The organism is Bombilactobacillus sp. ESL1197 (assembly GCF_058107145.1).
The window spans coordinates 661,373-683,792 of the sequence record NZ_JBYLTY010000001.1 but is presented as its reverse complement, the minus strand read 5'-3'; the positions used below and the strand labels follow the sequence as shown (position 1 = coordinate 683,792).

The following is a 22,420-nucleotide window of genomic DNA, read 5'->3' as shown; positions in this document are numbered from 1 at the left end:
TTATTTTGGCCCCCGATCACCATAAATTACGTCTAAACAAAAAGCGCATTCTTCATTGTTCTCACGGTGGGCACCATACATAACGGTACAAACATGAAAACCTTCTTCATAAAGTTTTTCTAAAGTCCGCCGCGCATGTGGTAATTCAGGTTCTTTTTTGGGATCCATCTCTGCCAGACGATTACGTAAATGTTCATTTTCAATTTTCAGCTCTGCATTTTCCTCTAAAACGCGTGAAACATCATCTTTCATGGTTGCCAAGGCAGTAGTTAAATCCTGAGCCACTTGTTGTAGTTCTGCAAACTTTGCATAATAATCTGTTTGTTTCATAATCAACTTCCTTTAATGGGCGTTGTTGCTTGTAAAGCTAAAAGTTCCAAACAATTTTCAAAACTAACATTAGCATGCCATAACTTTTGCGAATGTAACAGCTGCACAGTCAAATGCGTAATCCTTTGCAAGCGGGGCGCATCGGCCACACTAGCTTGTAACTGTTTGGTTAACATAGCTTCAATCAAGCCCCAAAATAGCGCTTGTTGGGAATGATTTTCAATTAACGGCACCACTTTTGCCGCCACATTCACAAAAGCTTGCCACGGCTTGGTTTCTAACAATTGGACCCAAGTTTGACTAGTTTGCTTTAATTTCGCAAATTGTTCGCCAGTCAAATCATCCGTGATTAAGCTTTCTAAATGAAAAGCCGTAATCATTTTTTGATCTGGTTGACTAAAAGAACGTGCTTGTAAAGTCTGTGCCAAAGTCAAATCTTCATGTTCCTGCAGATTAAAAACTTGAACCCGTGACAAAATTGTCGGCAACATGGTCGTTGCACTATCAGTTACCAAGATCGTTGTCACTCGACCACTGGGATCTTCTAAAAATTTCAATAAGCTGTTAGCCGCTGCCGCCGTTAGTTTTTGTGCCTGTTCAATCAGTAACAAGCGGCGCGTACTTTCAACCGCACTTTGCTCTAATTGCTGCTTAGCTCCGCGGATTTCATCGACGCCTAAACTTGCTTTAGTGGTCGATAAACGCAAAACATCTGGAAAATCCCAGTGTGCAATCCGGCGACAATGATCACACTGTAAGCAGGGAAAACCGGCTGCAGTATCTAAGCAATAAATGGCTTGCACAAACCAAACACTTAAAGCTTGCGCCTGCAAAAAATTATTGCCCGCTATTAAATAAGCATGAGAAATATGTTGCTGATCAACCTGTTGGGCTAATTGTTTCGTTAAGGCTGGTTGTTCTTGAATAATCGGTGCAGTCATTAAAAATGAACCAGCTTTTCTATCGGTAAAATAAAGACCGTAGCGCCCCCAACAGTCACTTCTACTGGTTGTTCCGGAATTTCACCGAGCATATTCGTCGCAATGGCTGTAGAAACGTATTCTTGGCGTGTTTTAGAATTATCATGAATTAAAGTTAACAATTCGTCCACCCGTTCATCCGCAATTCCAATTAAAAATGTTGAATTACCATTGCGCAAAAAATTTCCGGTCGTTGATAAACGCGTTGACTGAATTTGAGCCTGATTCAGTGCCTTACTTAATTTAGCATGGTCTTTATCTTGAACGATTACAATTACTAGTTTCATAATTAGCCCTCTTTTGTGAAAACCGTGGTGATTTCTTGGAGACAAGCTGCTACTACTGCGGCTGGTGTTTGAGTCGCATCAATTTTTTTAATCCGTTGCGGATTTTGTTGCCATAATTTTAAATACGCTTGGTGCACCCGTTGATGAAAAGCCAACGTCTCTTGCTCCAAGCGATCAGTTGCCGTCGCTCGCTGGCGTTTAATCCGTGCTAAACCGACTTCGGGCGCCACATCAAAGTATAAAGTCAGCTGGGGCATCACGTTTTGCGTGGCAAACTGATTAATCTGCCAAATTTCGTCCGTACCTAACTGTCGTCCAGCACCCTGATAAGCAATCGAACTATCTACATAACGATCACTCAAAACTATCTGACCTTGAGCTAAAGCAGGTTCAATAACATCCACTAAGTGTTGGCGCCTTTGCGCAGCATATAATAAAGCTTCCGTACGCGCATCCATTTGTGTGTTATCAACATCTAAAATCAATTGGCGAATCTTTTCAGAAATACTACTACCGCCTGGCTCGCGTGTCAAAAGCACTGGCTGGTGCAACAACTGGGGCAATTGCTTTGCGAGTTGCTGAGCCGCAGTTGATTTACCAGAACCATCTGGTCCTTCTAAGGAAATAAAAATTTTCGGCACAGCAATTACCTACTTTCTTAGTTTATAGTTTTATTGTACAAAAGAAGTCCGTGAACGAGAAGTTTTTTCTTAAAGTTGTTGTCGACCTTCGACTGCCCGCCGCAACGTCATTTGATCAGCATATTCAATATCGGCGCCGACAGCTAAGCCGTGCGCCAAGCGGGTTACCTTAATGCCCGCCGGTTTAATCAATTTAGCTAAATACATCGCAGTGGCTTCACCTTCTGGTGTGGCATTAGTTGCGACAATCACTTCTTGAAATTGCTGATTTTGCTTTAAACGCTCTAATAAATGTTTGATTTGTAAATCTTCAGGACCTACACCATTAACTGGCGACAAGACGCCACCCAAGACTTGATATAGTCCATTATAACTTTGCATATTCTCCATCGCCATAATATCTTTGGGTTGTTCAACGACTAATAACTGGCTGTGATCCCGACTAGTACTACTACAAATTTCACAAGGTTCTACATCAGTAATGTTGCCACAGATTTGACAATAGTGTAGCTCGGTTTTGACAGCCGTCAAACTTTGCGCAAATTCACTGACATCTTCTTGATCCATTCCAATTGTAAAAAAGGCCAACCGCGTCGCCGTTTTCTCACCAATTCCTGGTAATTTCATATATGAATCAATTAATTTCGTCACTGGACGAGGATATTGCACGTTCACAACTTCCTTTCTTAATCATGATCAACTTCCACTAAATCATCGCCAAATAAGTCTTGGGCTTTTTTGACTAAATCGACAGTTTCTGATTTTTTTTCCGCATGAGTAGCACGGACATCATGCCCCTTTAAAAAATCTTGCCGAATTTGGGGCCAATCTTCTGCCGCTACTAAGACCACATCGGCATCATTTTTCAACAACTTATCCAAATTATCTTTCAATAACGCTAACATTTCTTGATTACTCATCACGCGCTCAAACCAAAGCGCATAATCAAACGAAACAACCACTCCTTCGGCACTGGCGGCCACGGGTTTGGAAACTTTCATCACGGCTTTTTGGGTCACATTTAACATACTCATTAAATCTGGCCAAATATCTTGGACTTGAGTTAAAGCTTGGCGTGTGGCTGATTGTAAAATTTGATTAATTTTAGCTTGATCAACATGAACTGATGCTTTGGGCTTGGCTGTTTGGGGCCTAGTTTGAACTTTACTGTTTTGCGCGGTAGTCGCTGACGGCTCAGTTGTTGGCTTTACTTGTTGTAATTGTTGCACTTGTGTTTGTAAACTTTGCACTTGTGCTTGTAACTGCTGTAATTGGGGAAGTTCAGCGCCTGGGGCCGGAGTTTTCGGTTGTTGTAATTGTTCAATTAATTTAATAGTCAAGACTTCCAAATAAATCGACGGTCGATCAGCTGCGCGTAACTCCTGTTGTGTTTGAGAAACTAACTCAATCAACTGATACAATTGATCGGTGGTAAATTGATCCTTTAAGGTTAATAACTGTTCCGACACCAGTGAGCAATCTAAGTCCGATAATAAATCAACATCCGTTTTAGCCAATAATAAATCCCGGGCTGTTGACATTAAAGCGTCCGTCAAGCGCTTGGCGGAACGTCCACTAGCCATAATTTCGTGCAGGCTAGTCAAAGCTTGGGCGACGTCGGTGGCAGCCAAAGCCTTAAAATAGGTTTCTAATTGTTGATTATCTAAAGCCCCCGTGACTTCTAGCGCATTCTCTAACTGCAATTGTCCTTGCCCCAGCGATAAGGCTTGATCCAAAATACTTAAAGCATCCCGCATCCCACCTTCAGCTGCTTGAGCAATTAAGTCTAATCCTTGCTCGTCATATGGCACTTGCTTCTCTTGCAAAATTAATTTCATGCGCGCCAACAAATCCCTGGCACCAATCCGGCGAAAATCAAACCGCTGTGTCCGCGAAATAATGGTTGCAGGCACTTTTTGTGGTTCGGTAGTTGCCAGAATAAAAATCACTTTGGCTGGCGGTTCTTCTAAAGTTTTTAACAAAGCATTAAAAGCGCCTGTCGATAACATGTGTACTTCATCAATAATATAAACCTTATATTCCGCCTGCGTTGGGGCATACTTAACTTTATCGCGAATATCACGAATTTGCTCCACACCATTGTTGGAAGCCGCATCAATCTCTAAAACATCATTCAAGCTGCCATTAGTAATGGCTTGACAAATTTCACACTGATTGCAGGGCTCACCATTATCTTGATGCGGACAATTGACCGCTTTCGCCAAGATTTTGGCACACGAAGTTTTGCCAGTACCCCGCGGTCCTGTAAACAAATACGCATGACTAACTTGTTGTTCACTAACGGCATTCTTTAGTGTTGTAGTAATCACTTCTTGACCAACAACATCGCTAAACTTTTGTGGACGCCACTGCCGATATAACGCCTGATAAACCATTGAATACCTCCCCAATTAATTATGTTGCTTACTTTTAGAATTGCTAATTTAATATTACGTCAAACTTCTATTAATTCTCACATTGATTCAATACTGGTCATATTTCATTATAATAAAAAAACCCTTAGCTAAACAGCTAAGAGCGTTAATAATCATATCAAAAGGCACATGACCGCACTTACTTAGTGCTGCTTTCTCTCGAACCTGACACGATTCATAAGCCAATCATTGCCTCTGGCCTTACGGCAAAAATAATTATAGCTTACTTTGCAATAATTGACAAGTAAAATTAGTATCTAAATTTTTACAGACATTTTTATACCGGCTTTAACTTGGTTTCCTATGGATCACTTACGGATTTCGCGAAAAAAATTCGTTAATAACTGCGCACATTCCGGCTGCAAAACCCCACCTTGATAATGAGGACGGTGATTATACGGTTGCTCAAATAAGTTCACTAACGAGCCAACCGAACCCGCCTTAGGATCCCAAGCACCAAAAATCACATTATTAATGCGACTATTAATAATTGCGCCAGCGCACATCGCACACGGCTCTAATGTCACAAATAACGAGCACTGTTCTAAGCGCCAGCTTTGTCTTTTCTGACAAGCGGCATCAATTGCCAGTAATTCGGCATGAGCCAAAGCATCTTGCTTAACTTCGCGTTGATTAAAGCCCGTCGCCAGCACTTGGTGTTGAACTTCATCGACAATCACAGCACCAATGGGCACTTCCGCTAATTGGCGCGCTTGATTGGCTGCGGCAATGGCCTGTTGCATATAAGCTGTTAATTGCGTTGGTGTATATAATTCCTCAATCGTGGGTCTTAAGACTTTCAATAATATAATATCCTTTATCTCGTTGAATAATCGTGGCATTACCAAATGTTTGTTGCATTAATTTTTGGTAAGTCTTGGCTCCTTGCTTTTTTTGGCCAACAAACCAGAACTGGCCTTGATTTTGCAAATGTTCACTGGCCTGAGTAATCATTGTACTAACCACCTGTTTGCCGGCACGAAACGGCGGATTCGTATAGATGGCTGCATAATCAGTTTTGCTCACTTGGCGATAACTATCCGAAGCGAAAATTCGCACATTATTAATGGCATTGAGCTGTGCATTCTTGCGCGCCAAATCCAGTGCTCGTTCATTTAAGTCGACTAAGTCCACCAACCGACCTGTTTCCTGAGCTAACGTGAGCCCAATCGGGCCATAGCCACATCCCAAATCTAATAAATCCCCCGTTGGCAAATCTTGCAAATTAATGGCCGCGAGTAACGCGCGCGTGCCATAATCAATCGTTTGCTTGGAAAAAACTCCGCTATCCGTTTGAAATTGCAGTGTTTGCTGGCGTAATTGAAACTTAAATTCTTGATAATCATGCGCTGATGTGGGCTGATTGGTAAAATATTGTTCCGCCAAATCATTGACCTCCTGTTAATCATTACATATTTAGTATAACTAAAATTCGCTACTAGGGAAATTTGAAATTAATTTTGCCCAAAATTGAGGCAACTTTTTCAACTCCAACTATGACTTTTTAATTTTGTTACTGCTGGAAAATAACCGCAAAATTGTTCTTAATTATTCCAATCTACTAAATTTTAAAAAAATTTATCAGCCAGAACTAAAATTAAGAACTAAAAAACAAGCAACTACCTCTTAATCATCGTCGTTGAATGACCTTGCTCACTCTTGAACAGCTTAACGCAACTAACTATCAGAATCAGCATTCTGAGCCTAAATTAATTACGATCAATCAATTCTACATGTGCTTTTAATAGCATTAACAAAATTTTACCTATTATTTATCCCAAAAAGTTTTTGGGTTAAGTTTTGCTTCTACAAAATACTATTTGTCAAATTCATAATATTTTTTACTATAAAATGCGCCGTTGACGGGTCATTAACTAATAGTTATGGTTATTATAATTAATTTATAAATAATATTTAGATTAATGATCCTCAGGAGCCAAGCTATCTATATGTCAATCAAAATCAACCACACTCGTGGGAATTTCATAATCAGCCTTCTTTATTTTAATTTCTGTTACTCTGGCGCCTTACACATAGCCTCCTGTGCTAGGCCACCGTTAAACCAAATCATTCCTATAAAAGGTTTTCCTATTAGTTCAGCAACCCACCTAATCTCCTATAATCTTATCTGCAATGCTCACTTGCCGGTATTCGAACATGCAACTAAGCGCTAATTTAATAATTACGCTTAGCTTTTTCTTTGCTCAATTCCAAAACAATTAAGCAAAATGGACGATAACTTTTTAAAAATTATGAAAAACATCAACAAAATAAAATTTATTTGAGGAGTGTCTAAAATGAAAAATCACCAAAAATTTCAATTGGTTATTTATGTATACACCATTATTATTAGTTTGTTCTGTACCACCACGCTCCACGCTGAAGACAATGATCATTCAAGTGAAGAATCTGCCATGGCCGAAATTATTCACAATCAAGGGTTGCCTAATAGCTTTGTGAATGATTTGATTAACAGTCCCCCGACCGCGAGTACCTTTGCTGGCGATATTAACGATCCTGACTTTCAAGAGATGCTAGATCTGCAAGCTAACTCGGACACTGACCTCCAAAACAAACTCATGTATAAAACCACTCACCACCCCGCAACTACAGCGGCTGGTACTGTCAGTGTCAGTACTTGGAATGATTTTTGTACCCAAGTGAAAAATCCCAAAGTCCAAACAATTATTCTGACCAATAACCTCGTGGCTAGCACCCAATCTGCGCATGTTACTTCAGATAAGACCATTGATTTTAATAATTACCAAATTAATACCACTGATTGTACAATTTCATTAGACCAAGGTACCACAACAGTGAAAGACGCTTATGTCACAGCCACAACTACCGCTGCCAAAATGTACTATAGTTTCACGGCTACTGGCGGTAATTTAATCGTTCAAGACACGCCAATCAATAATGCTACAACGCCTGCGGACATCAATAATGCTACTACCAATAGCACAATTAGCAATGGTGGCTTTTATAGTTCCGAAGCCGCAACTGCTCCTGTATCCATCACTTTTGATCATGCCAATGTTTCTCAACAAATGCCCGCCAATTTAACTACCTCTAGCGCCACTAATACTTCTGTGTACGCAATCGTCTTAAACAGTAGTGTCGGTAGTCAGTTAAATATTAATAGTAGTAAGATGCAAGTTAAAGCTAATAATTATCTGATGTTCCCCGGAATGAGCAAGAATTTAACTGTTGATAAAAGTATTAGCATTAACAACTCCACGATTAATGCAGTACAAGCATCCGCCAGTTACACCAATTACGACAACTTTTTTATTAATGGTGACAATAAAAATACGTATACTGGACTTAATTTGAACATTATAGATCACTCCCAAATTAAAGTTAATTATAGCAATAATAATGATCTGAATTCGTCCGGAGTCATTCGTTTGTATGGTACGGGTTCCCTGCTTAAAATGGCTAGTGGTTCTAGCCTCGATATTAAAAATATTAATGGTCCGGCCGTCAGCATTTCTGGCACCGATAGTAAATTCGAGGTAACGGGAACACCAGACGACAAAACAACCAGTCTTAATATCACACGAGGTACAGGTACTGGGGGCGTCAGCCTCAATCCCGCCATTCGCTTCATCTTGACTGGGGGAATGCTCTTTGATATGCAGGGCAACGTTAAAGTTAACGTTTATCAAAATACTCAAAGTTCGAATGCGCCAGGTATTCGCATGTATGGTACCGGCAACCAAGTTTCCGTTTCGCAAGGTGCTGAATTTAATTTACACAATAATTCCACTGCTGGTTCTCCCGGAACTGGTGATGTTGGTGGTGAAGGTATTTTATACACTGGTAGCACTGGGGGCGCCACGTCTAATTCCTTTACTTTGCGCGATCCAGATTCTCAAGTGCTTGTCGACGCTAATAATGGACCTGCCATTGCCTCGCCTTCACTACCATTAAAGATTGATGCCGGCGTTTCCAGTAATGATTCGATTTCGTTTGTAGCGCGCGGCAATTATCCTAAAAATGCTATTTTCTCTGCGAATAGTAATGACCTCAACTTCAATATGCCGTATCCACGTTATTTTGATTTTCAAAACCGCGCTCCGAGTGGTAGTAATAGCTATTTATTTAACGGTGCGAAGACGAGTCTGTTCAACCATAAAGCTCTGCCGCTACAAGTTTGGGATAGTAATAGTGACGTTAACGGTAATCCTTCCGGTAATTGGGCCCACGTGGGCGCTACTTACCAATCATCTTCGGCTTCTTCGACCTTTGACACCGTAGTTCCCAGTAGTGACAGTGACCCAAGTGACGCTAGTAATTTTAAACAGTATTTAGACACGCCCCTAGGATCTGCAAAGGGCTTAACTAAGATTATCCGCATGACTGCTAATGTCACCCCCGGCAAAGTTAGCTGGTTGCAAGATCAAAATAATCAGTTTATCCATCCAGCTAATACGGATAAATATATTTGGTTACAAGCTCAAGTTCCTGCGGAAAACAGTGCCTTCCGCCCTGCATTGGATAATGAAATTCATGCGGACTTACAAGTCACTTTACCTGATGGCACTGTCCAAGAATTACATGGCCTGTCCAGCACTCAAGAAACTTATTATGACAATACCAATCTCAAAGGTGCTATTAAAGTGGCTGCTCCTGGCTTAAATTTACTGCCTACGGGTACCAAAATTAAAATTTTGCGCGTCTGGCGAAATGGAACCTACGAAAATGGCAAATATAGCTCCAGTGCGATTGTCTCTGAACCCCAAAAAGATTTTGATGACAGTGAAAAAATCGTCATTAATAAAACTCCCCCTGCCCCCGCTAAAGTCTTTCATGCGCAGTCGACTTTAACCGATCATCATTCAACTACTGCTCTGAACACCATTGTTCCGTCAACTACCAGCTTATCCGGAACTGGTGCTGCTAACATGCAAGTTTCCTGGCGCGTTTTAAATGCGGATGGTAGCATTCATTATGAGTCAACTCCTGCTGAAAATACTACAGTTGATAGTGCCGGGCAATGGTCTTTAACCAAAATTCACGGGCTCAGTTCCGGACAAAAATTACAAGTTGTTCTCACTGACGCTGACCAGAACTCCAATCCGCAAGTTACCACGGTTTATCATGATACGACTTTCCCAGCAGCGACCACTTTAACTATCAAAGGGGATCTGACTATGCAAGTTCCGAGTAGCTTAGATTTTGGCACCCATATGTCGGCTGATCGCAAAAATTTGCCTATGAAAACTATTACTGGTAATTTAGCGGTCACTGACACAGATCATCAAGAAGCTAACTGGACGGTCGCTGTCCAACTAGCTAACCAATTAGATGATGATTTAGGAACGGGGAATTTACCACTATATTATGGTAATAATGGTCTGAGTACTCAAATAACAGCGACGCCAACAATGGTCTTTCAAAAAATCGCTCCTGATCCCAATGATAACATCTTAGATATCTCACAAACTTGGACGACCAGCGCTAACTCAAGTGCTGCAACTCCTCAAGGACCATTCTTAAAAAATACCAGTGCAACACCTACGCTGCCAAATACCAATCATCATGGTCATTTAACTTGGACCTTGACCAATAGCTTAACTTAAATACAAAAAGCTTGAACACCGTGTTTAACAACTTTAAACGCAGCGCTTCAAGCTTTTTTACATGCTAATTATTGTAATAATTGTTCAATATCTAAAACTTTACTAATCCACGAACTATCATAAAAATCCGTTTCGTGCGTTATCAAAATGACTGTCCCCGGATAATTAACTAAAGCTTGGCGCAAGGCTAACTTACTATCATCATCCAAATGATTAGTCGGTTCATCTAAAAACAATACGTTGGCAGGTTGGAGCATCAATGCGGCCAACTTAACTTTGACCTGTTCACCACCCGATAGTGTTTTGACTGCCGAACTAGCTTGTTGACTCGTCAAGCCCGTCTGCGCCAAAGTTCGTCGAATAATCCGCGGTGGCTGTTCACTAAAGCGCTGTTCTAAAATTGCTAACGGACTCGCTAGCGGCGTGGACCAATATAAACTTTGCTCATAATAAGCACTAGTAATCGTTGCTGCTAACTCTACTTCTCCACCTAACGCCGGAATTAAACCTTGAATGGTTTTTAATAGTGTGGTTTTACCAATACCGTTAAAGCCTTTAATAACAACTTTTTCACCCATAGCCACCGAAAAATTCAATGGTTGTGCTAATAATGGTTGTTGATAACCAATCACTAGATTATTGGCTTCCAGAATGACGTTGGCTTTACTAGTGACATATGGAAAATTAAATTGGGCAATTTGCCGATTAGCTGGTGGCGTTAACTTATCCATTCGCGCTAATTGCTTTTCACGACTGCGGGCACTTTTCGAGCGCGAACCGGCTTTATTTTTTTGAATATAAGCTTGTGTCTTCGCAATTTTCTTTTGTTGGCTGGCGTAAGCTTTTAAATAAGTCCGTTGATCAGCGGCTTTTTGACGTAAAGCTTGCTTTAACGTTCCCGTATAAGTTTTAATTTGCCCTAATTCAACGTCGCAGACTTTATTGACAATCTGATCCAAGAATTGATAATCATGTGAAACGACCACAAAAGCGCCGGCAAAATTTTGCAAATATTCAGCCAGCCAAGCAATATGTTGTTGATCCAAATAATTAGTCGGTTCATCTAATAATAAAATGTCGGGTTGTTCTAGCAACAATTTTGCTAAAATTAACTTCGAACGTTGCCCCCCACTTAATTCAGCAACGTCATGGTCATAACCTAAGGCATCTAAACCCAGCCCCTGCGCTACTTGCTCAACTTTCAAATCAATATCGTAATAGCCATTGGCTTCTAAAGCGGTTTGTAATTGACCAGCTAATTCCAAATCATCGGCACTCGGCGTTGATTGTTGATAGATTAATTCTAATTTTTGAGCTTGATCTAACAATGGTTGAAAAGCCGTCGTTAAAAATTCCCGCAAGGTTTGGCTCGGTTTTAGATTAGCATACTGATCCAAATAACCAACCTGAATTTTTTTCTTCCAAGTAATTGTGCCATTGTCTGGCGTTAAAGCCCCCGTTAAAATATTAATTAGGGTACTTTTACCAACGCCATTTTGTCCAATAATCCCCAAATGATCTTGTTCATTGACTTGAAAACTCGCATCGGTATATAAAGTTTTATCTAAAAATTGTTGACTCAAATGTTCAACACGTACAATACTCAAATTCTGCTCCTTTAAAAAGTTATTTTAAGCAAAAAAGCTACCGAATAAAAATTCGGTAGCTTTTTCGATATAACAATGACTATTTCAAAGTTACAGTAGCGCCAACTTCTTCAAGTTTAGCTTTCATATCATCAGCATCAGCTTGAGCTACGCCTTCTTTGATAACTGAAGGAGCTTTGTCAACTAAGTCCTTGGAATCCTTCAAGCCTAAGCCTGTGATTTCACGAACAGCCTTGATAACCTTAACTTTTTCTTGACCAGCTTCAGTTAATTCAACATCGAATTCATCTTTAGCGGCAGCAGCATCGCCACCAGCAGCACCAGCAACTGCAACTGGAGCAGCAGCTGAAACATCAAATTCTTCTTCGATTGCCTTTACTAAGTCGTTTAAATCGGAAATACTTGCTTCTTTTAAGGAAGCGATAATTGAGTCTTTATCGAAAGCCATTTTTATTCCTCCAATGGATTATAAATTTAATTAAGCAGCGTCGCCGTCTTCATTTTCTTTATCAGCGATTGCTTTAACAGCATAAGCAACTTTGCGAATTGGATCTTGCAACATTGAAGCAAGAGTAGCCAACAATTCGTCGTGACTTGGCATATGAGCATATTCATCAATTTTGGCTAAGCTTTGAACTTCACCTTCGATGATACCACCCTTGATTTCCAAGACATCAGCAGTTTCCGCAAATTTAGAAATAGTCTTAGCAGCAATAATTGGATCTTCATAAGAAAATGCTACCGCTGTAGGACCTGTGAAGGCTTCATCTAAACCTTCAAAGCCAGCTTTATCAGCAGCCCGCCGTAACACAGAGTTCTTAATAACTCGCATCTCTACGTCTTCAGCACTTAATTGGCGCCGTAATTCTGTTACTTGCGCAACATCTAAGCCTAAATAGTCAACAACAATAACTGATTCAGAACGCTTGATCTTATCAGCGACTTCATCAACTAATTCTTGTTTAGCCTTTAAAACAGCATCTTTCACGTGATTTCACCTCCATAATTATTTCTACCTAAAATTAAAGGACACCTCAGCAAAGCAAGATGTCCTAACGAATGCATCTAGCCTCGGCAGGATATTAAGGCATACTGCCACCTGAGTCTTAGGTAGTTTCTGTTTAGTAATTTAACATTAATTAATTAATTAGTCAACGTTAACTTTGATACCAGGGCCAAAGGTCGAAGTTAAGTAAACAGAGTTTACATATTGACCTTTAACTGTTGCTGGACGAGCTTTAACAATCACATCGTTTAAAGCATTAAAGTTAGCAACTAATTTATCAGTATCAAATGAAATCTTACCTAACGGAGCATGAATCAAACCTTGAGAATCAGCCCGGTAAGTTACTTGACCAGCTTTGATATCATTAACAGCTTTAGTAACGTCCATGGTAACTGTACCAGTCTTTGGGTTTGGCATTAAACCTTTCGGTCCTAAAATCCGACCCAAACGACCAACTTTAGCCATCATCTTTGGTGTTGCAACAACAACATCGAAGTCTAACCAGCCATCAGTAATTTTGTCAACTAAATCATCATCACCAACATAGTCAGCACCAGCTGCTTGCGCATCTTTAGCTTGTTGACCATCAGCAAATACAACGACCCGTTGAGTCTTACCAGTACCATTTGGCAAAACCATTGCGCCCCGAATTTGTTGGTCAGCTTGTTTAGTATCCAAGTTCAAATTATAAGAAACTTCAATTGTTGCATCAAAGTTTGCATAGTTAACTTTCTTTAATAAGTCCATTGCTGCTTGTGCATCGTAAGCTTTGTTTTTATCAACTTGCTTAGCAGCTTCTAAATATTTCTTTCCATGTTTAGCCACGTTCGAGTTCCTCCTTGTGATTGTGGTCAAGTGGGTTTTACCCCTCCCACTGTGACAAGCTCTTGATTGATTAAAGTTAGTGAAGATTAACCTTCAACTGTAAAGCCCATACTCCGTGCTGTTCCTTCGATCATCCGCATAGCGGCTTCGACATCATTAGCATTCAAGTCTTTCAGCTTTGTTTCAGCAATTTCACGTACTTGATCTTTAGTAACTTTCGCTACCTTTTCGTCACGAGGATTACCGGAACCCTTCTTGACACCAGCTGCTTGCATCAATAATACAGCTGCTGGTGGCGTCTTGGTAACAAAATCAAACGAACGATCTTCATAAACTGTGATCACTACAGGAATAATCATCCCTTTTTGATCAGCGGTCCGTGCATTAAAATCTTTCGTAAATTCAACGATATTAATTCCGGCTTGTCCTAAAGCTGGACCAACTGGAGGAGCTGGTGTTGCTGCTCCACCTGGAATTTGCAATTTAACAACATTTGCAACTTTTTTAGCCACGGTACATACCTCCTTAAGTCCGTGATGTGGTCAAAAATGGGAATTGAAATTTTCCCTCCCACAGAAATGTCTAAGACATTCTTAGACAGAATAACATAAATTTCAATGATATACAAATTACTGCGACAAAGAACGGTTTTTAACTGTGCACTAACCTAAACTAAGTCCTTAAGTGGTATTTTAACTTGAGAACTTAGTTGTAGTTAGGCGTAAGTTTTTGTTCTTTGAAGTGGCTTATATCATTACTGCGACAAAGAGCGCTTAAAAGCCGGAAATTAACCTAGGATAATGGCTTAAGCAACCTTTATGCTTGAGTTATTCTCCATAGTTAAATATAAGCTTTTGCTCCTTGGAACATTAAGCAATATCACCTTGTTCTTAAGCCTTGGTGATACTTTGATAATCAATTTCCGCTTCGGTCATTCGTTCAAACATATTAATCTCAACTTTGACCTTCCCATGTTCATTATCAATTTCGGTAATCGTCCCTTCCATTCCTGAGAACGCACCACCGTCTTGAATCTTAACCACTTCTCCTACTTCAAAATCAATATCATATGGCGTTTGATCTTGCTGCATCGTATTTAAGATTGCATCAACTTCTTCAGGCAAGAGTGGCGCTGGCTTGCTTCCAGCACCGTGGCTTCCAACAAATCCTGTAACACCGGGAGTATTTCGTACCACAAACCAAGATTGATCAGACATTACCATCTCGACTAATACGTAGCCAGGGAAAGTTTTTTTCATTTCTGTTTTTGTCTTACCATTTTTGGTTTCTGTTTCTTGTTCTTCAGGAACAACTGCTTGAAAAATATAGTCTTCCATGCCCATTGATTGCGCCCGTGATTGCAAATTTTCTTTAACACGATTTTCATATCCGGAATAGGTATGTAAAACATACCACATTTTTTGATCTTGTTCTGCCATTAATCTAACCTTCCTTAGTATTCAATCAAACAAAAAAAACCTCGTTTCAACGAAGTTTTTATTAAGCACTATTTATAGCATAGCAAATTATGGAATAAACTACAAATTATTCAAAAAGTTTCAACTGCAATCTAGCCAGTCTTGGTAATTTAGTGAGAAACAAATAAAGTAACAAGCGTTTGGAACAACCAATCACAAGCGCCCAAGAAGAGTGCAAAGAAAATAGAAGTTAAGATCACCGTCATCGTATCATGACGATTTTCTTTAGCTGTGGGCCATTGAACTAATTTCATTTCTTGCATAACACTTTTTAAAAATTTCATTAACAATCCCTCTATCTAGTTTCCTGATGAATCGTGTGCTGATTACAATGGTTACAAAATTTTTTAATGGTAAAGCGCTGCTTACGGTCAGTCGCTACTAAAGTGTGATAATTGTGTGCACCACACACGCTACATTCCAAAACAACTTTAACTCGTTTCATTATATCACCTACGTCAATTTTTAACTATACTGACTCTAAGATGGAGTGTCAATACCTAAGCGCTGGTAAAACGCCAAAAACTTTAAGCGACTTCGCTGACTAGCTTGGAGAATCTGCGTTTTCGAATAAGCGGAGTGTCGTGTGACTTGCTCTAAGTCAGTCCCTAATAAAAAGCGCAAGCCTTGTAACTCCACTAACGACAATTGTTGCAGCATGTGGGGAAACTCTGTTGACAAAAACTCTACTTCATTTTTGAACGTCGTCAATTGCCAACACAAATCATTTTCCAATTCTGGATTAGCCTGTGCTAAAGCTTCCATTGACACAGCATTAACGTTTGTTTGCCGCTTTAATGCCAATTGCTGACACACTAAATTAGTCCAATGATTTTGTAAACGCAACTTATAAAAACTCCCAAAACGTGATCCTTGACGCTCATCAAAGATTTGACAGGTTTCTAAACATACAATACGCGCCTCTTGCCGCCAATCATCTCGATCAAATAGACGTAAACGATATTTTTGACTGGTACTTTCAATCAAAGGTAAATATTTTTGCACTAAACATTCTAATGCCTGCGAATTATTGTGTTCACGTACCAATTTAATCCATGCCAATTCTTGTTGAAGCGCCTGCTTAGCTATCATAATATTATTTAATTTTTAAAGAATTCATGGATAATATAGCAAATTTAATTTCATTTGATAAGCGAACGAACGTTTAAAAATTTGATAAATAAATAACTTTTTGTGAGTTAATAACTTTTTTTGCAGTAATTTTAGGATTTTTTTGCATAACATTTGCATGATAAGCATCTTGTAGCACTGGTTTAGGCTGACTAGTTGTCCATAAAAATTGCTTCTGAGAGCCAGACCAATGCCTAATTGCGACTTTTTGTAGTTGCAAATGCGCTTGAACAAAATTCAAGATCGCCGTGGCTTGACTAAAGCGCGCGGCATCACTATTTGCATGTAAAATCACCAAAATTACTCGTCGCTGGTGTAACTTAGCGGTGGCCACTAAACCAGCACCAGCTAAATTACCAGTACCGGTTTTTAAGCCATCAACTACATAACCTTTAGTAGCAAATTTACCGCCAGGTACTAACTGGTTAGTATTGGCTAATTCGTGTTGACCTAATTGCATTTGCTTTGGCTTCGTTAAGTTTAAAATTTGTGGATCAACTTGTAACAATTTTTGTGTGATTTTAGCTACTGCCACTGCTGATAATTCATTTTCAGTGGCAGTTGTTTGTGGATTATTATTGACCGCTGGATCCATGGATCTAGGCAGACCGTTAGCATTAACAATTTGATATTTGGTTAAATGTAACTTCTGCGCTTGTTGTAACATTTTTTGCACAAATCGTGCTTGACTACCGTACAGATTTTGACCAATCACCATAATTGCATCATTAGCGCTAGCTAGCATCGCTGCCTGTAATAATTGCTGCACAGTATAACGTGCTCCCACCTGCAAATGAGCACTACTTAAATTAGGCTTTTTTTCCAAACCAGCAATCACCGAGGAAGCTACCATAGGCGTTTGCAAAGATAAATGGCGCTTCTTTAGCGTGTACTCAACAGTTAAAACGGCTAATAATTTAGATATTGAAGCAACAGGCTGGCTCACGTGCGCATTTTTTTGCCACAAAATTTGTCCCGTCGTTTGATCCACCAAAATTCCTGCCATCACATTCTGAAACGCAGGACTGACAACATGATAGTTATCTTTGGGCAATGGTACCGCCGTAGCCGTAATTTGCTGACTTAGCTGTTGCAAACGCTGGGCTGTCTTTTTGATCTTCGGCAAAGTTTTAGCCGTGGTTAATTGCTTAGTGGTCGCCGTCAATTGATCCCACTTTTGCTGATTAAATTGTTTTTGGGCGGTAGTTAATAACCGAATTTGGTGCAAATAATCTTTGGCAAGTGTGGAATCACTTTGCCGTAAGACAGTTTGTGCAACTTGATAGTGGCCATTTTGTACTAATTGCTTAGCGGCTAGCAAATTCATCTGCTGCCGTTGTGTGGAACAGCCTACTAATAATAAAATCAGACAAAAAGTTAAGAATTGGAAGATAATTGGTCGCGTAAATGTTCGAGTTCTTTTAATTGATCTTCCCTCCATGGACTATTGCGCTGAATGTCCCGGTCAAAACGTTCGCGACTTTCTTGGTGTAATTGTTGGCGCATTTCTTTAATTCGTTTATATAATTCATACGATGGAATCCGAATCGCCCCCCGCGAAAAAATCGTCCATTGGACTGCTTGATCCGAAGTAACGACCGTGACTTGATTGGTTAATATATTGAGTTCGTTACTCAAGTTTTGAATATAGGTATCGGCGGTCACATCTTCCGGTGTAAAAATTACATCAAGATCCCATTTGGTAAATTGTTCTTTTAAACCAGGAACATACATCGCATCAAACACCACAATAATTTGCCCTTCAAAAAACTTGCGATAATCCGCCAATGTTGCCAATAATTGATCACGCGCATCTGCCAGTAAATCCTGCTGCTTTAATTTTTTCAATTGTGGCCAACTGCCAATAACATTATAGCCATCTACAATTAAGATATTCTTTTTCATATACTACTGACTTTCCCGGTTGCTAAAAGCTTGATACAACAAGACGCCGGTTGCTACACTAGCATTCAAACTTTGTACGTGACCAATCATTGGAATCGTCAACATCTGGTCAACTTGCTTTTTAACTAATGGCGATAAACCTTTACCTTCATTACCAATAACTAGTGCAATCGCCCCCTTAGCATTCCAAGTCCGATAATCACTGCCATGCATATCTGTTCCAAAGATCCAAATCCCTTGTTCTTTTAAATCTTGAATTGTGCGGACTAAATTAGTCACCCGAACAATGGGTAAATGTTCAATCGCCCCTGTGGATGTTTTAGCTACCACCGAAGTTACCCCGACGGAGCGGCGTTTAGGAATAATAATACCATTGACGCCCACCGCATCCGCTGTTCGTAAAATTGAACCAAAGTTGTGCGGATCGTTTAAATTATCCAAGATTAAAAAGAACGGTTCTTCTTGACGTTGCTTCAACTGCGCTAACAAATCCGCTAATGGCGTATACAAAAAAGGTGTCACGGTTAAAACAATGCCCTGATGATTTCCATTTTGGGACAATTCATCTAATTTTTGTTTGGGCGCATCTTGCGTTACCAGATGTTTTTCCCGGGCAATTTTAACAGCGGCTTTAATACCGTCATTGTGTAAGCCACGTTGTAAAAAAATCTTGTTAACTTTTTGTGGAGCATCCTCAGCTTGTAATACCGCCAAGGCAGCATGATGTCCGAAAATTATTTCTGCTTGATTAGCTTGACTATTGGAAGTTGAATTCATCACTATGACCTGCCTCTACTTGTTCAATGCACCATTGTGCTAATTGTTGGACCCGCTCCAATTGTCCACTAATTTGTAAATATCCAAAAATTGCTTCAAAACCAGTCGAAATATTATAGGTTTGGACAGAAGTATTTTTGGCGTGCGTATAACTCTTAGCGTTACGGCCGCGTTTAAAAACTGCCACTTCTGTAGGGGTTAAAATCTCTTGTTGTTGCATTAAAGCAATTAACGCCGCCTGTGATTTAGCTGACACAAAATGCGTCGCCCGCTTTTGGAGCCGGTTAACTTTGGTTAGACCTTGCTCTAATAAGTGTTGGCGGACAATAGTTTCCCAGACTGCATCACCTAGGTAAGCCAAAGTTACACCATTTAATTGTTGATAATCAATCATTGTTTATGCCACCGTGTTCCTTGAGGAGTGTCTTCTAAAATAATTCCTTGTGCTTGTAGTTGATCCCGAATTGCATCACTGGTTGCAAAATCTTTGGCTGCTCGCGCTTGGTCTCTTTGCGTAATTAATTGTTGAATTTGCGCATCAACACTAGAAGTCTGCTCAAACACTAAACCAAAGATTCCAGCCAACTGAGAATAAGTCGCTTTTAATTGGGCCAAGTTTTGCGCATTGACTGCTGTTTGATCAACATATGAATTAATTAAGCGCATCACTTCAAACAGGTCACTTAACCCATTTTGCACATTAAAATCATCGTCCATATGTGCCTGAAATTGTTGTTCTAATTGACTGAGCTGATGAGCTAGTTCGGCATCAAAAGCCGTGGTTTGATCTAAGTTCTCCTGACGGAAAATTAAATTTTGCCAAGTTGTTTGTAAATGTTGCAAATTGTTCGCTGCAGTTCGTAAATTAGTAGCTGAATATTGGATTGGGCGGCGATATTGTGTACTAGCAATAAACAACCGTAATACCTGGGGATCAACCGTTTTGAGTAATTCATGAACCGTCACAAAGTTGCCCAAGGATTTACTCATCTTTTCATTATCTTCACCCACCGTCACAAAACCATTATGCAACCAATAATTGGCGAATTTTTGTCCAGTATGCACCTGACTCTGGGCAATTTCATTTTCATGATGTGGAAAAATTAAATCTTCCCCACCTGCATGAATGTCAATGGTTGCTCCTAAATATTTGGTGGCCATAACTGAGCATTCAATATGCCAACCTGGGCGCCCTTTGCTCCACGGAGAAGACCAAGATAATTCTCCAGCAGGTGCTTTTTTCCATAAAGCAAAATCTAGAGGATCAGCTTTTTTGGCTGTTTCTTGTGCTGTAATTCGTTGACTGGCGCCCTGTTCTAAATCGTCAACTGCTTGATGTGATAATTGCCCATACGCTGAAAACTTACGAGTTCGATAATACACATCACCAGCGCTCTCATAAGCATAGCCCTTTGTGATTAAATCTTGAATAAAGGCAATAATCTCGGGAATATTCTGCGTCGCTTGGGGATTACGTGTGGCCGGCAAAACATTCAAAGCATCCCGATCTTCATTAAAAGCAGCGATATACTTACTAGTTAATTGCTGTGGCGTAATTTGCTGTTGCTGGGCCGCCTTAATAATCTTATCGTCAACGTCCGTAAAATTAGAGACATAATTAACTTGAAAACCACGATACTCTAAATACCGGCGAATCGTATCAAACGCGACTAATGAGCGCGCGTTACCGATGTGGATATAGTTATACACAGTCGGGCCACAAACATACATCCGAATTTTATTAGCTTCTAACGGTACTAATTCTTCTTTGGTTCTCGTTAACGTATTATAAATTTTAATCATCAGTTCACCTCTTACGAAAAAAACAGCCGATGATTATTCACACTTATCATACGCTGTTTTTTAATAACTAGTCTGCTAGTTGCTTTAACGTCTCAGCTAAATGCTTTTGTGAGCGTTCTAAGCCTAACAATTCAATTGATTCACCAATTCCGGGGCCGTGCATGGAACGAGTAGTTGCAATCCGAATTGGCATATACAATTTACGTCCCTTAACGCCTACTTCATCACGAACAGCAAAAATAGCTTGCATAATCTGAGTTGCCGTAAACCGCGGTAATTGAGCAATTTTCGCTTGAAAGGCTTCTAAAGTTTTCAAGGCATCATCTTTTTGCAATTCTGCCATCGCTTGCTCGTCTAATTGATCAGGATCTTTAAAGAAAATTTGAGATAATTCCACAATTTGACTCGTGTAACTCATCTGATCCTTAAATAAGGCGACTAACGCCCGCGCCCACTCAATGGTCTTGGTATCCAATTGTTGCGGCAACAAGCCGGCTTCTTGTAAATTAACAATTGACAAATCAGTAATTTTACTTAAATCGGCTGCCTTAACGTATTGGTTATTAACCCATTCCAGCTTTTTTTGATCAAAAGCGGCGGGTGACTTACTTAAACGCTTGGGATCAAATTGTTTAATAAACTGTTTGCGCGTAAAAATTTCATCTTCACCAACTGGCGACCAGCCTAATAAGGTAATGAAGTTAAACATTGCTTCTGGTAAATAACCACGTTCTTTATATTGTTCAATAAATTGCAAGACACTTTCATCACGCTTGCTGAGTTTTTTACCCGTAGCACTATTGATAATTAAAGTCATATGACCAAACTTCGGTGGTTGCCAACCCAAATAATCATAAATCATTAATTGCTTGGGCGTATTAGCTACGTGATCATCACCGCGTAAGACATGCGAAATTTCCATTAAGTGATCATCAATCACGACAGCAAAGTTGTAAGTTGGCATGCCATCACGTTTTTGAATCACCCAATCGCCACCAATGGTATTAGCGTCAAACTTAACTTTGCCCTTAACCATATCGTCCCATTCATAGACTTTATCTTTAGGAACTTTAATCCGAATAACAGGCTTAATGCCTTGTGCTTTCGCTTCCGCAATCTTGGCTTGTTTTTGTTCCTCAGTCATACCAGCAAATTCATATTCATAATGAGGCATAATTTTGGCAGCCTTTTGAATTTCCCGATCGTGTTCCAATTCTGCTTCCGTTTTATATGACTCGTAAGCTACACCGGCATCAATCAGTTGTTGAATGTACTTGTGGTAAATCGCTTGACGTTCTGATTGCCGATATGGACCGTAATCACCGCCTACGTCAGGACCTTCATCCCAATCCATTCCGAGCCATTTCAGATTTTCTAATTGACTTTGCTCGCCACCTTCAACATTACGCTTAGTATCTGTGTCTTCAATCCGAATCACAAATGTTCCTTTATTGTGACGAGCAAATAAATAATTAAATAACGCTGTCCGCGCATTACCAATGTGTAAATGTCCTGTAGGACTGGGTGCATAACGAACCCGAATTTTATTATCAGTCAAAACTAACTCCTCTTTCTTGACAAGACTTTCTATTATATAGCTTACTTACTTTTACTTAAAAGTCAAAAC

At 39.9% G+C, this 22,420-nt stretch carries 24 protein-coding genes, 1 other RNA gene and 1 other annotated feature; of the genes, 1 reads left to right on the top strand and 24 read right to left on the bottom strand.

Translation table 11 applies throughout. The features are described 5' to 3' along the window. The 9 genes from AC3B6B_RS02955 to AC3B6B_RS02915 all read right to left on the bottom strand — a co-directional run bounded on the left by AC3B6B_RS02955 (position 1) and on the right by AC3B6B_RS02915 (position 6,059). Complete coding sequence (locus AC3B6B_RS02955) at positions 1-330, bottom strand: DNA replication initiation control protein YabA (RefSeq protein WP_489757209.1); 330 nt, start codon at positions 328-330, stop codon at positions 1-3. A gap of 2 nt (positions 331-332) precedes the next feature. After that, entirely contained in the window at positions 333-1,271 is a 939-nt protein-coding gene (locus AC3B6B_RS02950; protein WP_489757208.1) for a hypothetical protein, read from the bottom strand. Continuing rightward, positions 1,271-1,597 carry a cyclic-di-AMP receptor gene (locus tag AC3B6B_RS02945; protein WP_489757207.1) on the bottom strand — a complete coding sequence of 109 codons (327 nt, stop codon included), beginning with the start codon at positions 1,595-1,597 and terminating at the stop codon, positions 1,271-1,273. Before AC3B6B_RS02945 ends, AC3B6B_RS02950 begins: the two co-directional genes overlap by 1 nt. Positions 1,598-1,599: 2 nt before the next feature. Beyond that, positions 1,600-2,238, bottom strand: a complete 639-nt coding sequence (tmk, locus tag AC3B6B_RS02940) for a dTMP kinase (RefSeq protein WP_489757206.1) — start codon at positions 2,236-2,238, stop codon at positions 1,600-1,602. 69 nt (positions 2,239-2,307) lie between these two features. Beyond that, the gene (recR, locus tag AC3B6B_RS02935; protein WP_489757205.1) at positions 2,308-2,907 is read right to left on the bottom strand and encodes a recombination mediator RecR; all 600 of its coding nucleotides are present in this window, start codon (positions 2,905-2,907) and stop codon (positions 2,308-2,310) included. A gap of 17 nt (positions 2,908-2,924) precedes the next feature. Then, positions 2,925-4,634, bottom strand: coding sequence for a DNA polymerase III subunit gamma/tau (gene dnaX / locus AC3B6B_RS02930; RefSeq protein ID WP_489757204.1), 1,710 nt, complete (start codon positions 4,632-4,634; stop codon positions 2,925-2,927). Between the two features lie 152 nt (positions 4,635-4,786). Beyond that, positions 4,787-4,874: signal recognition particle sRNA small type (ffs, locus tag AC3B6B_RS02925), an RNA gene on the bottom strand. A 107-nt stretch (positions 4,875-4,981) separates the two neighbouring features. After that, positions 4,982-5,476, bottom strand: a complete 495-nt coding sequence (locus AC3B6B_RS02920) for a nucleoside deaminase (RefSeq protein WP_489757203.1) — start codon at positions 5,474-5,476, stop codon at positions 4,982-4,984. Further along, the gene (locus tag AC3B6B_RS02915; RefSeq protein ID WP_489757202.1) at positions 5,451-6,059 is read right to left on the bottom strand and encodes a class I SAM-dependent methyltransferase; all 609 of its coding nucleotides are present in this window, start codon (positions 6,057-6,059) and stop codon (positions 5,451-5,453) included. Before AC3B6B_RS02915 ends, AC3B6B_RS02920 begins: the two co-directional genes overlap by 26 nt. A gap of 911 nt (positions 6,060-6,970) precedes the next feature. Here AC3B6B_RS02915 and AC3B6B_RS02910 point away from each other — a divergent pair. Then, positions 6,971-10,261 (top strand): Ig-like domain-containing protein, encoded by a 3,291-nt coding sequence (locus AC3B6B_RS02910; RefSeq protein ID WP_489757201.1) that lies wholly within the window; start codon positions 6,971-6,973, stop codon positions 10,259-10,261. Between the two features lie 68 nt (positions 10,262-10,329). On the opposite strand, the gene AC3B6B_RS02905 is transcribed toward AC3B6B_RS02910, so the two are convergent. The 15 genes from AC3B6B_RS02905 to gltX form a co-directional block, all read right to left on the bottom strand. Continuing rightward, complete coding sequence (locus tag AC3B6B_RS02905; protein ID WP_489757200.1) at positions 10,330-11,868, bottom strand: ABC-F family ATP-binding cassette domain-containing protein; 1,539 nt, start codon at positions 11,866-11,868, stop codon at positions 10,330-10,332. 79 nt (positions 11,869-11,947) lie between these two features. Then, positions 11,948-12,316 (bottom strand): 50S ribosomal protein L7/L12, encoded by a 369-nt coding sequence (gene rplL, locus AC3B6B_RS02900; RefSeq protein WP_489757199.1) that lies wholly within the window; start codon positions 12,314-12,316, stop codon positions 11,948-11,950. A 30-nt stretch (positions 12,317-12,346) separates the two neighbouring features. Then, positions 12,347-12,856, bottom strand: a complete 510-nt coding sequence (gene rplJ, locus AC3B6B_RS02895; protein ID WP_489757198.1) for a 50S ribosomal protein L10 — start codon at positions 12,854-12,856, stop codon at positions 12,347-12,349. Between the two features lie 24 nt (positions 12,857-12,880). Next, positions 12,881-12,997 (bottom strand) — a sequence feature (ribosomal protein L10 leader region). 18 nt (positions 12,998-13,015) lie between these two features. Next, positions 13,016-13,699 (bottom strand): 50S ribosomal protein L1, encoded by a 684-nt coding sequence (gene rplA, locus AC3B6B_RS02890; protein WP_489757197.1) that lies wholly within the window; start codon positions 13,697-13,699, stop codon positions 13,016-13,018. A gap of 86 nt (positions 13,700-13,785) precedes the next feature. Further along, positions 13,786-14,211 carry a 50S ribosomal protein L11 gene (rplK, locus tag AC3B6B_RS02885; protein WP_489757196.1) on the bottom strand — a complete coding sequence of 142 codons (426 nt, stop codon included), beginning with the start codon at positions 14,209-14,211 and terminating at the stop codon, positions 13,786-13,788. Between the two features lie 378 nt (positions 14,212-14,589). Further along, complete coding sequence (gene nusG / locus AC3B6B_RS02880; RefSeq protein ID WP_489757195.1) at positions 14,590-15,138, bottom strand: transcription termination/antitermination protein NusG; 549 nt, start codon at positions 15,136-15,138, stop codon at positions 14,590-14,592. Between the two features lie 149 nt (positions 15,139-15,287). Further along, positions 15,288-15,461, bottom strand: a complete 174-nt coding sequence (gene secE, locus AC3B6B_RS02875) for a preprotein translocase subunit SecE (protein WP_489757194.1) — start codon at positions 15,459-15,461, stop codon at positions 15,288-15,290. Between the two features lie 11 nt (positions 15,462-15,472). Beyond that, positions 15,473-15,622 (bottom strand): 50S ribosomal protein L33, encoded by a 150-nt coding sequence (rpmG, locus tag AC3B6B_RS02870; protein WP_489757193.1) that lies wholly within the window; start codon positions 15,620-15,622, stop codon positions 15,473-15,475. Positions 15,623-15,657: 35 nt separating this feature from the next. Then, positions 15,658-16,269: a hypothetical protein gene (locus tag AC3B6B_RS02865; protein ID WP_489757192.1), complete on the bottom strand. Its 612-nt coding sequence runs from the start codon at positions 16,267-16,269 to the stop codon at positions 15,658-15,660. Positions 16,270-16,342: 73 nt separating this feature from the next. Further along, positions 16,343-17,635 carry a D-alanyl-D-alanine carboxypeptidase family protein gene (locus tag AC3B6B_RS02860; protein WP_489757191.1) on the bottom strand — a complete coding sequence of 431 codons (1,293 nt, stop codon included), beginning with the start codon at positions 17,633-17,635 and terminating at the stop codon, positions 16,343-16,345. Between the two features lie 50 nt (positions 17,636-17,685). After that, positions 17,686-18,213, bottom strand: a complete 528-nt coding sequence (locus tag AC3B6B_RS02855; RefSeq protein ID WP_489757190.1) for an NYN domain-containing protein — start codon at positions 18,211-18,213, stop codon at positions 17,686-17,688. Positions 18,214-18,216: 3 nt separating this feature from the next. After that, entirely contained in the window at positions 18,217-18,990 is a 774-nt protein-coding gene (gene rlmB / locus AC3B6B_RS02850; protein WP_489757189.1) for a 23S rRNA (guanosine(2251)-2'-O)-methyltransferase RlmB, read from the bottom strand. Continuing rightward, the gene (locus tag AC3B6B_RS02845; RefSeq protein WP_489757188.1) at positions 18,971-19,384 is read right to left on the bottom strand and encodes a Mini-ribonuclease 3; all 414 of its coding nucleotides are present in this window, start codon (positions 19,382-19,384) and stop codon (positions 18,971-18,973) included. The genes rlmB and AC3B6B_RS02845 overlap by 20 nt, the downstream gene beginning before the upstream one ends. Next, positions 19,381-20,793: a cysteine--tRNA ligase gene (gene cysS / locus AC3B6B_RS02840; RefSeq protein WP_489757187.1), complete on the bottom strand. Its 1,413-nt coding sequence runs from the start codon at positions 20,791-20,793 to the stop codon at positions 19,381-19,383. Before cysS ends, AC3B6B_RS02845 begins: the two co-directional genes overlap by 4 nt. Before the next feature lie 67 nt (positions 20,794-20,860). Continuing rightward, on the bottom strand, positions 20,861-22,351 hold the full coding sequence (gene gltX, locus AC3B6B_RS02835) for a glutamate--tRNA ligase (protein WP_489757186.1): 1,491 nt from the start codon (positions 22,349-22,351) through the stop codon (positions 20,861-20,863). Positions 22,352-22,420: the final 69 nt, after the last annotated feature.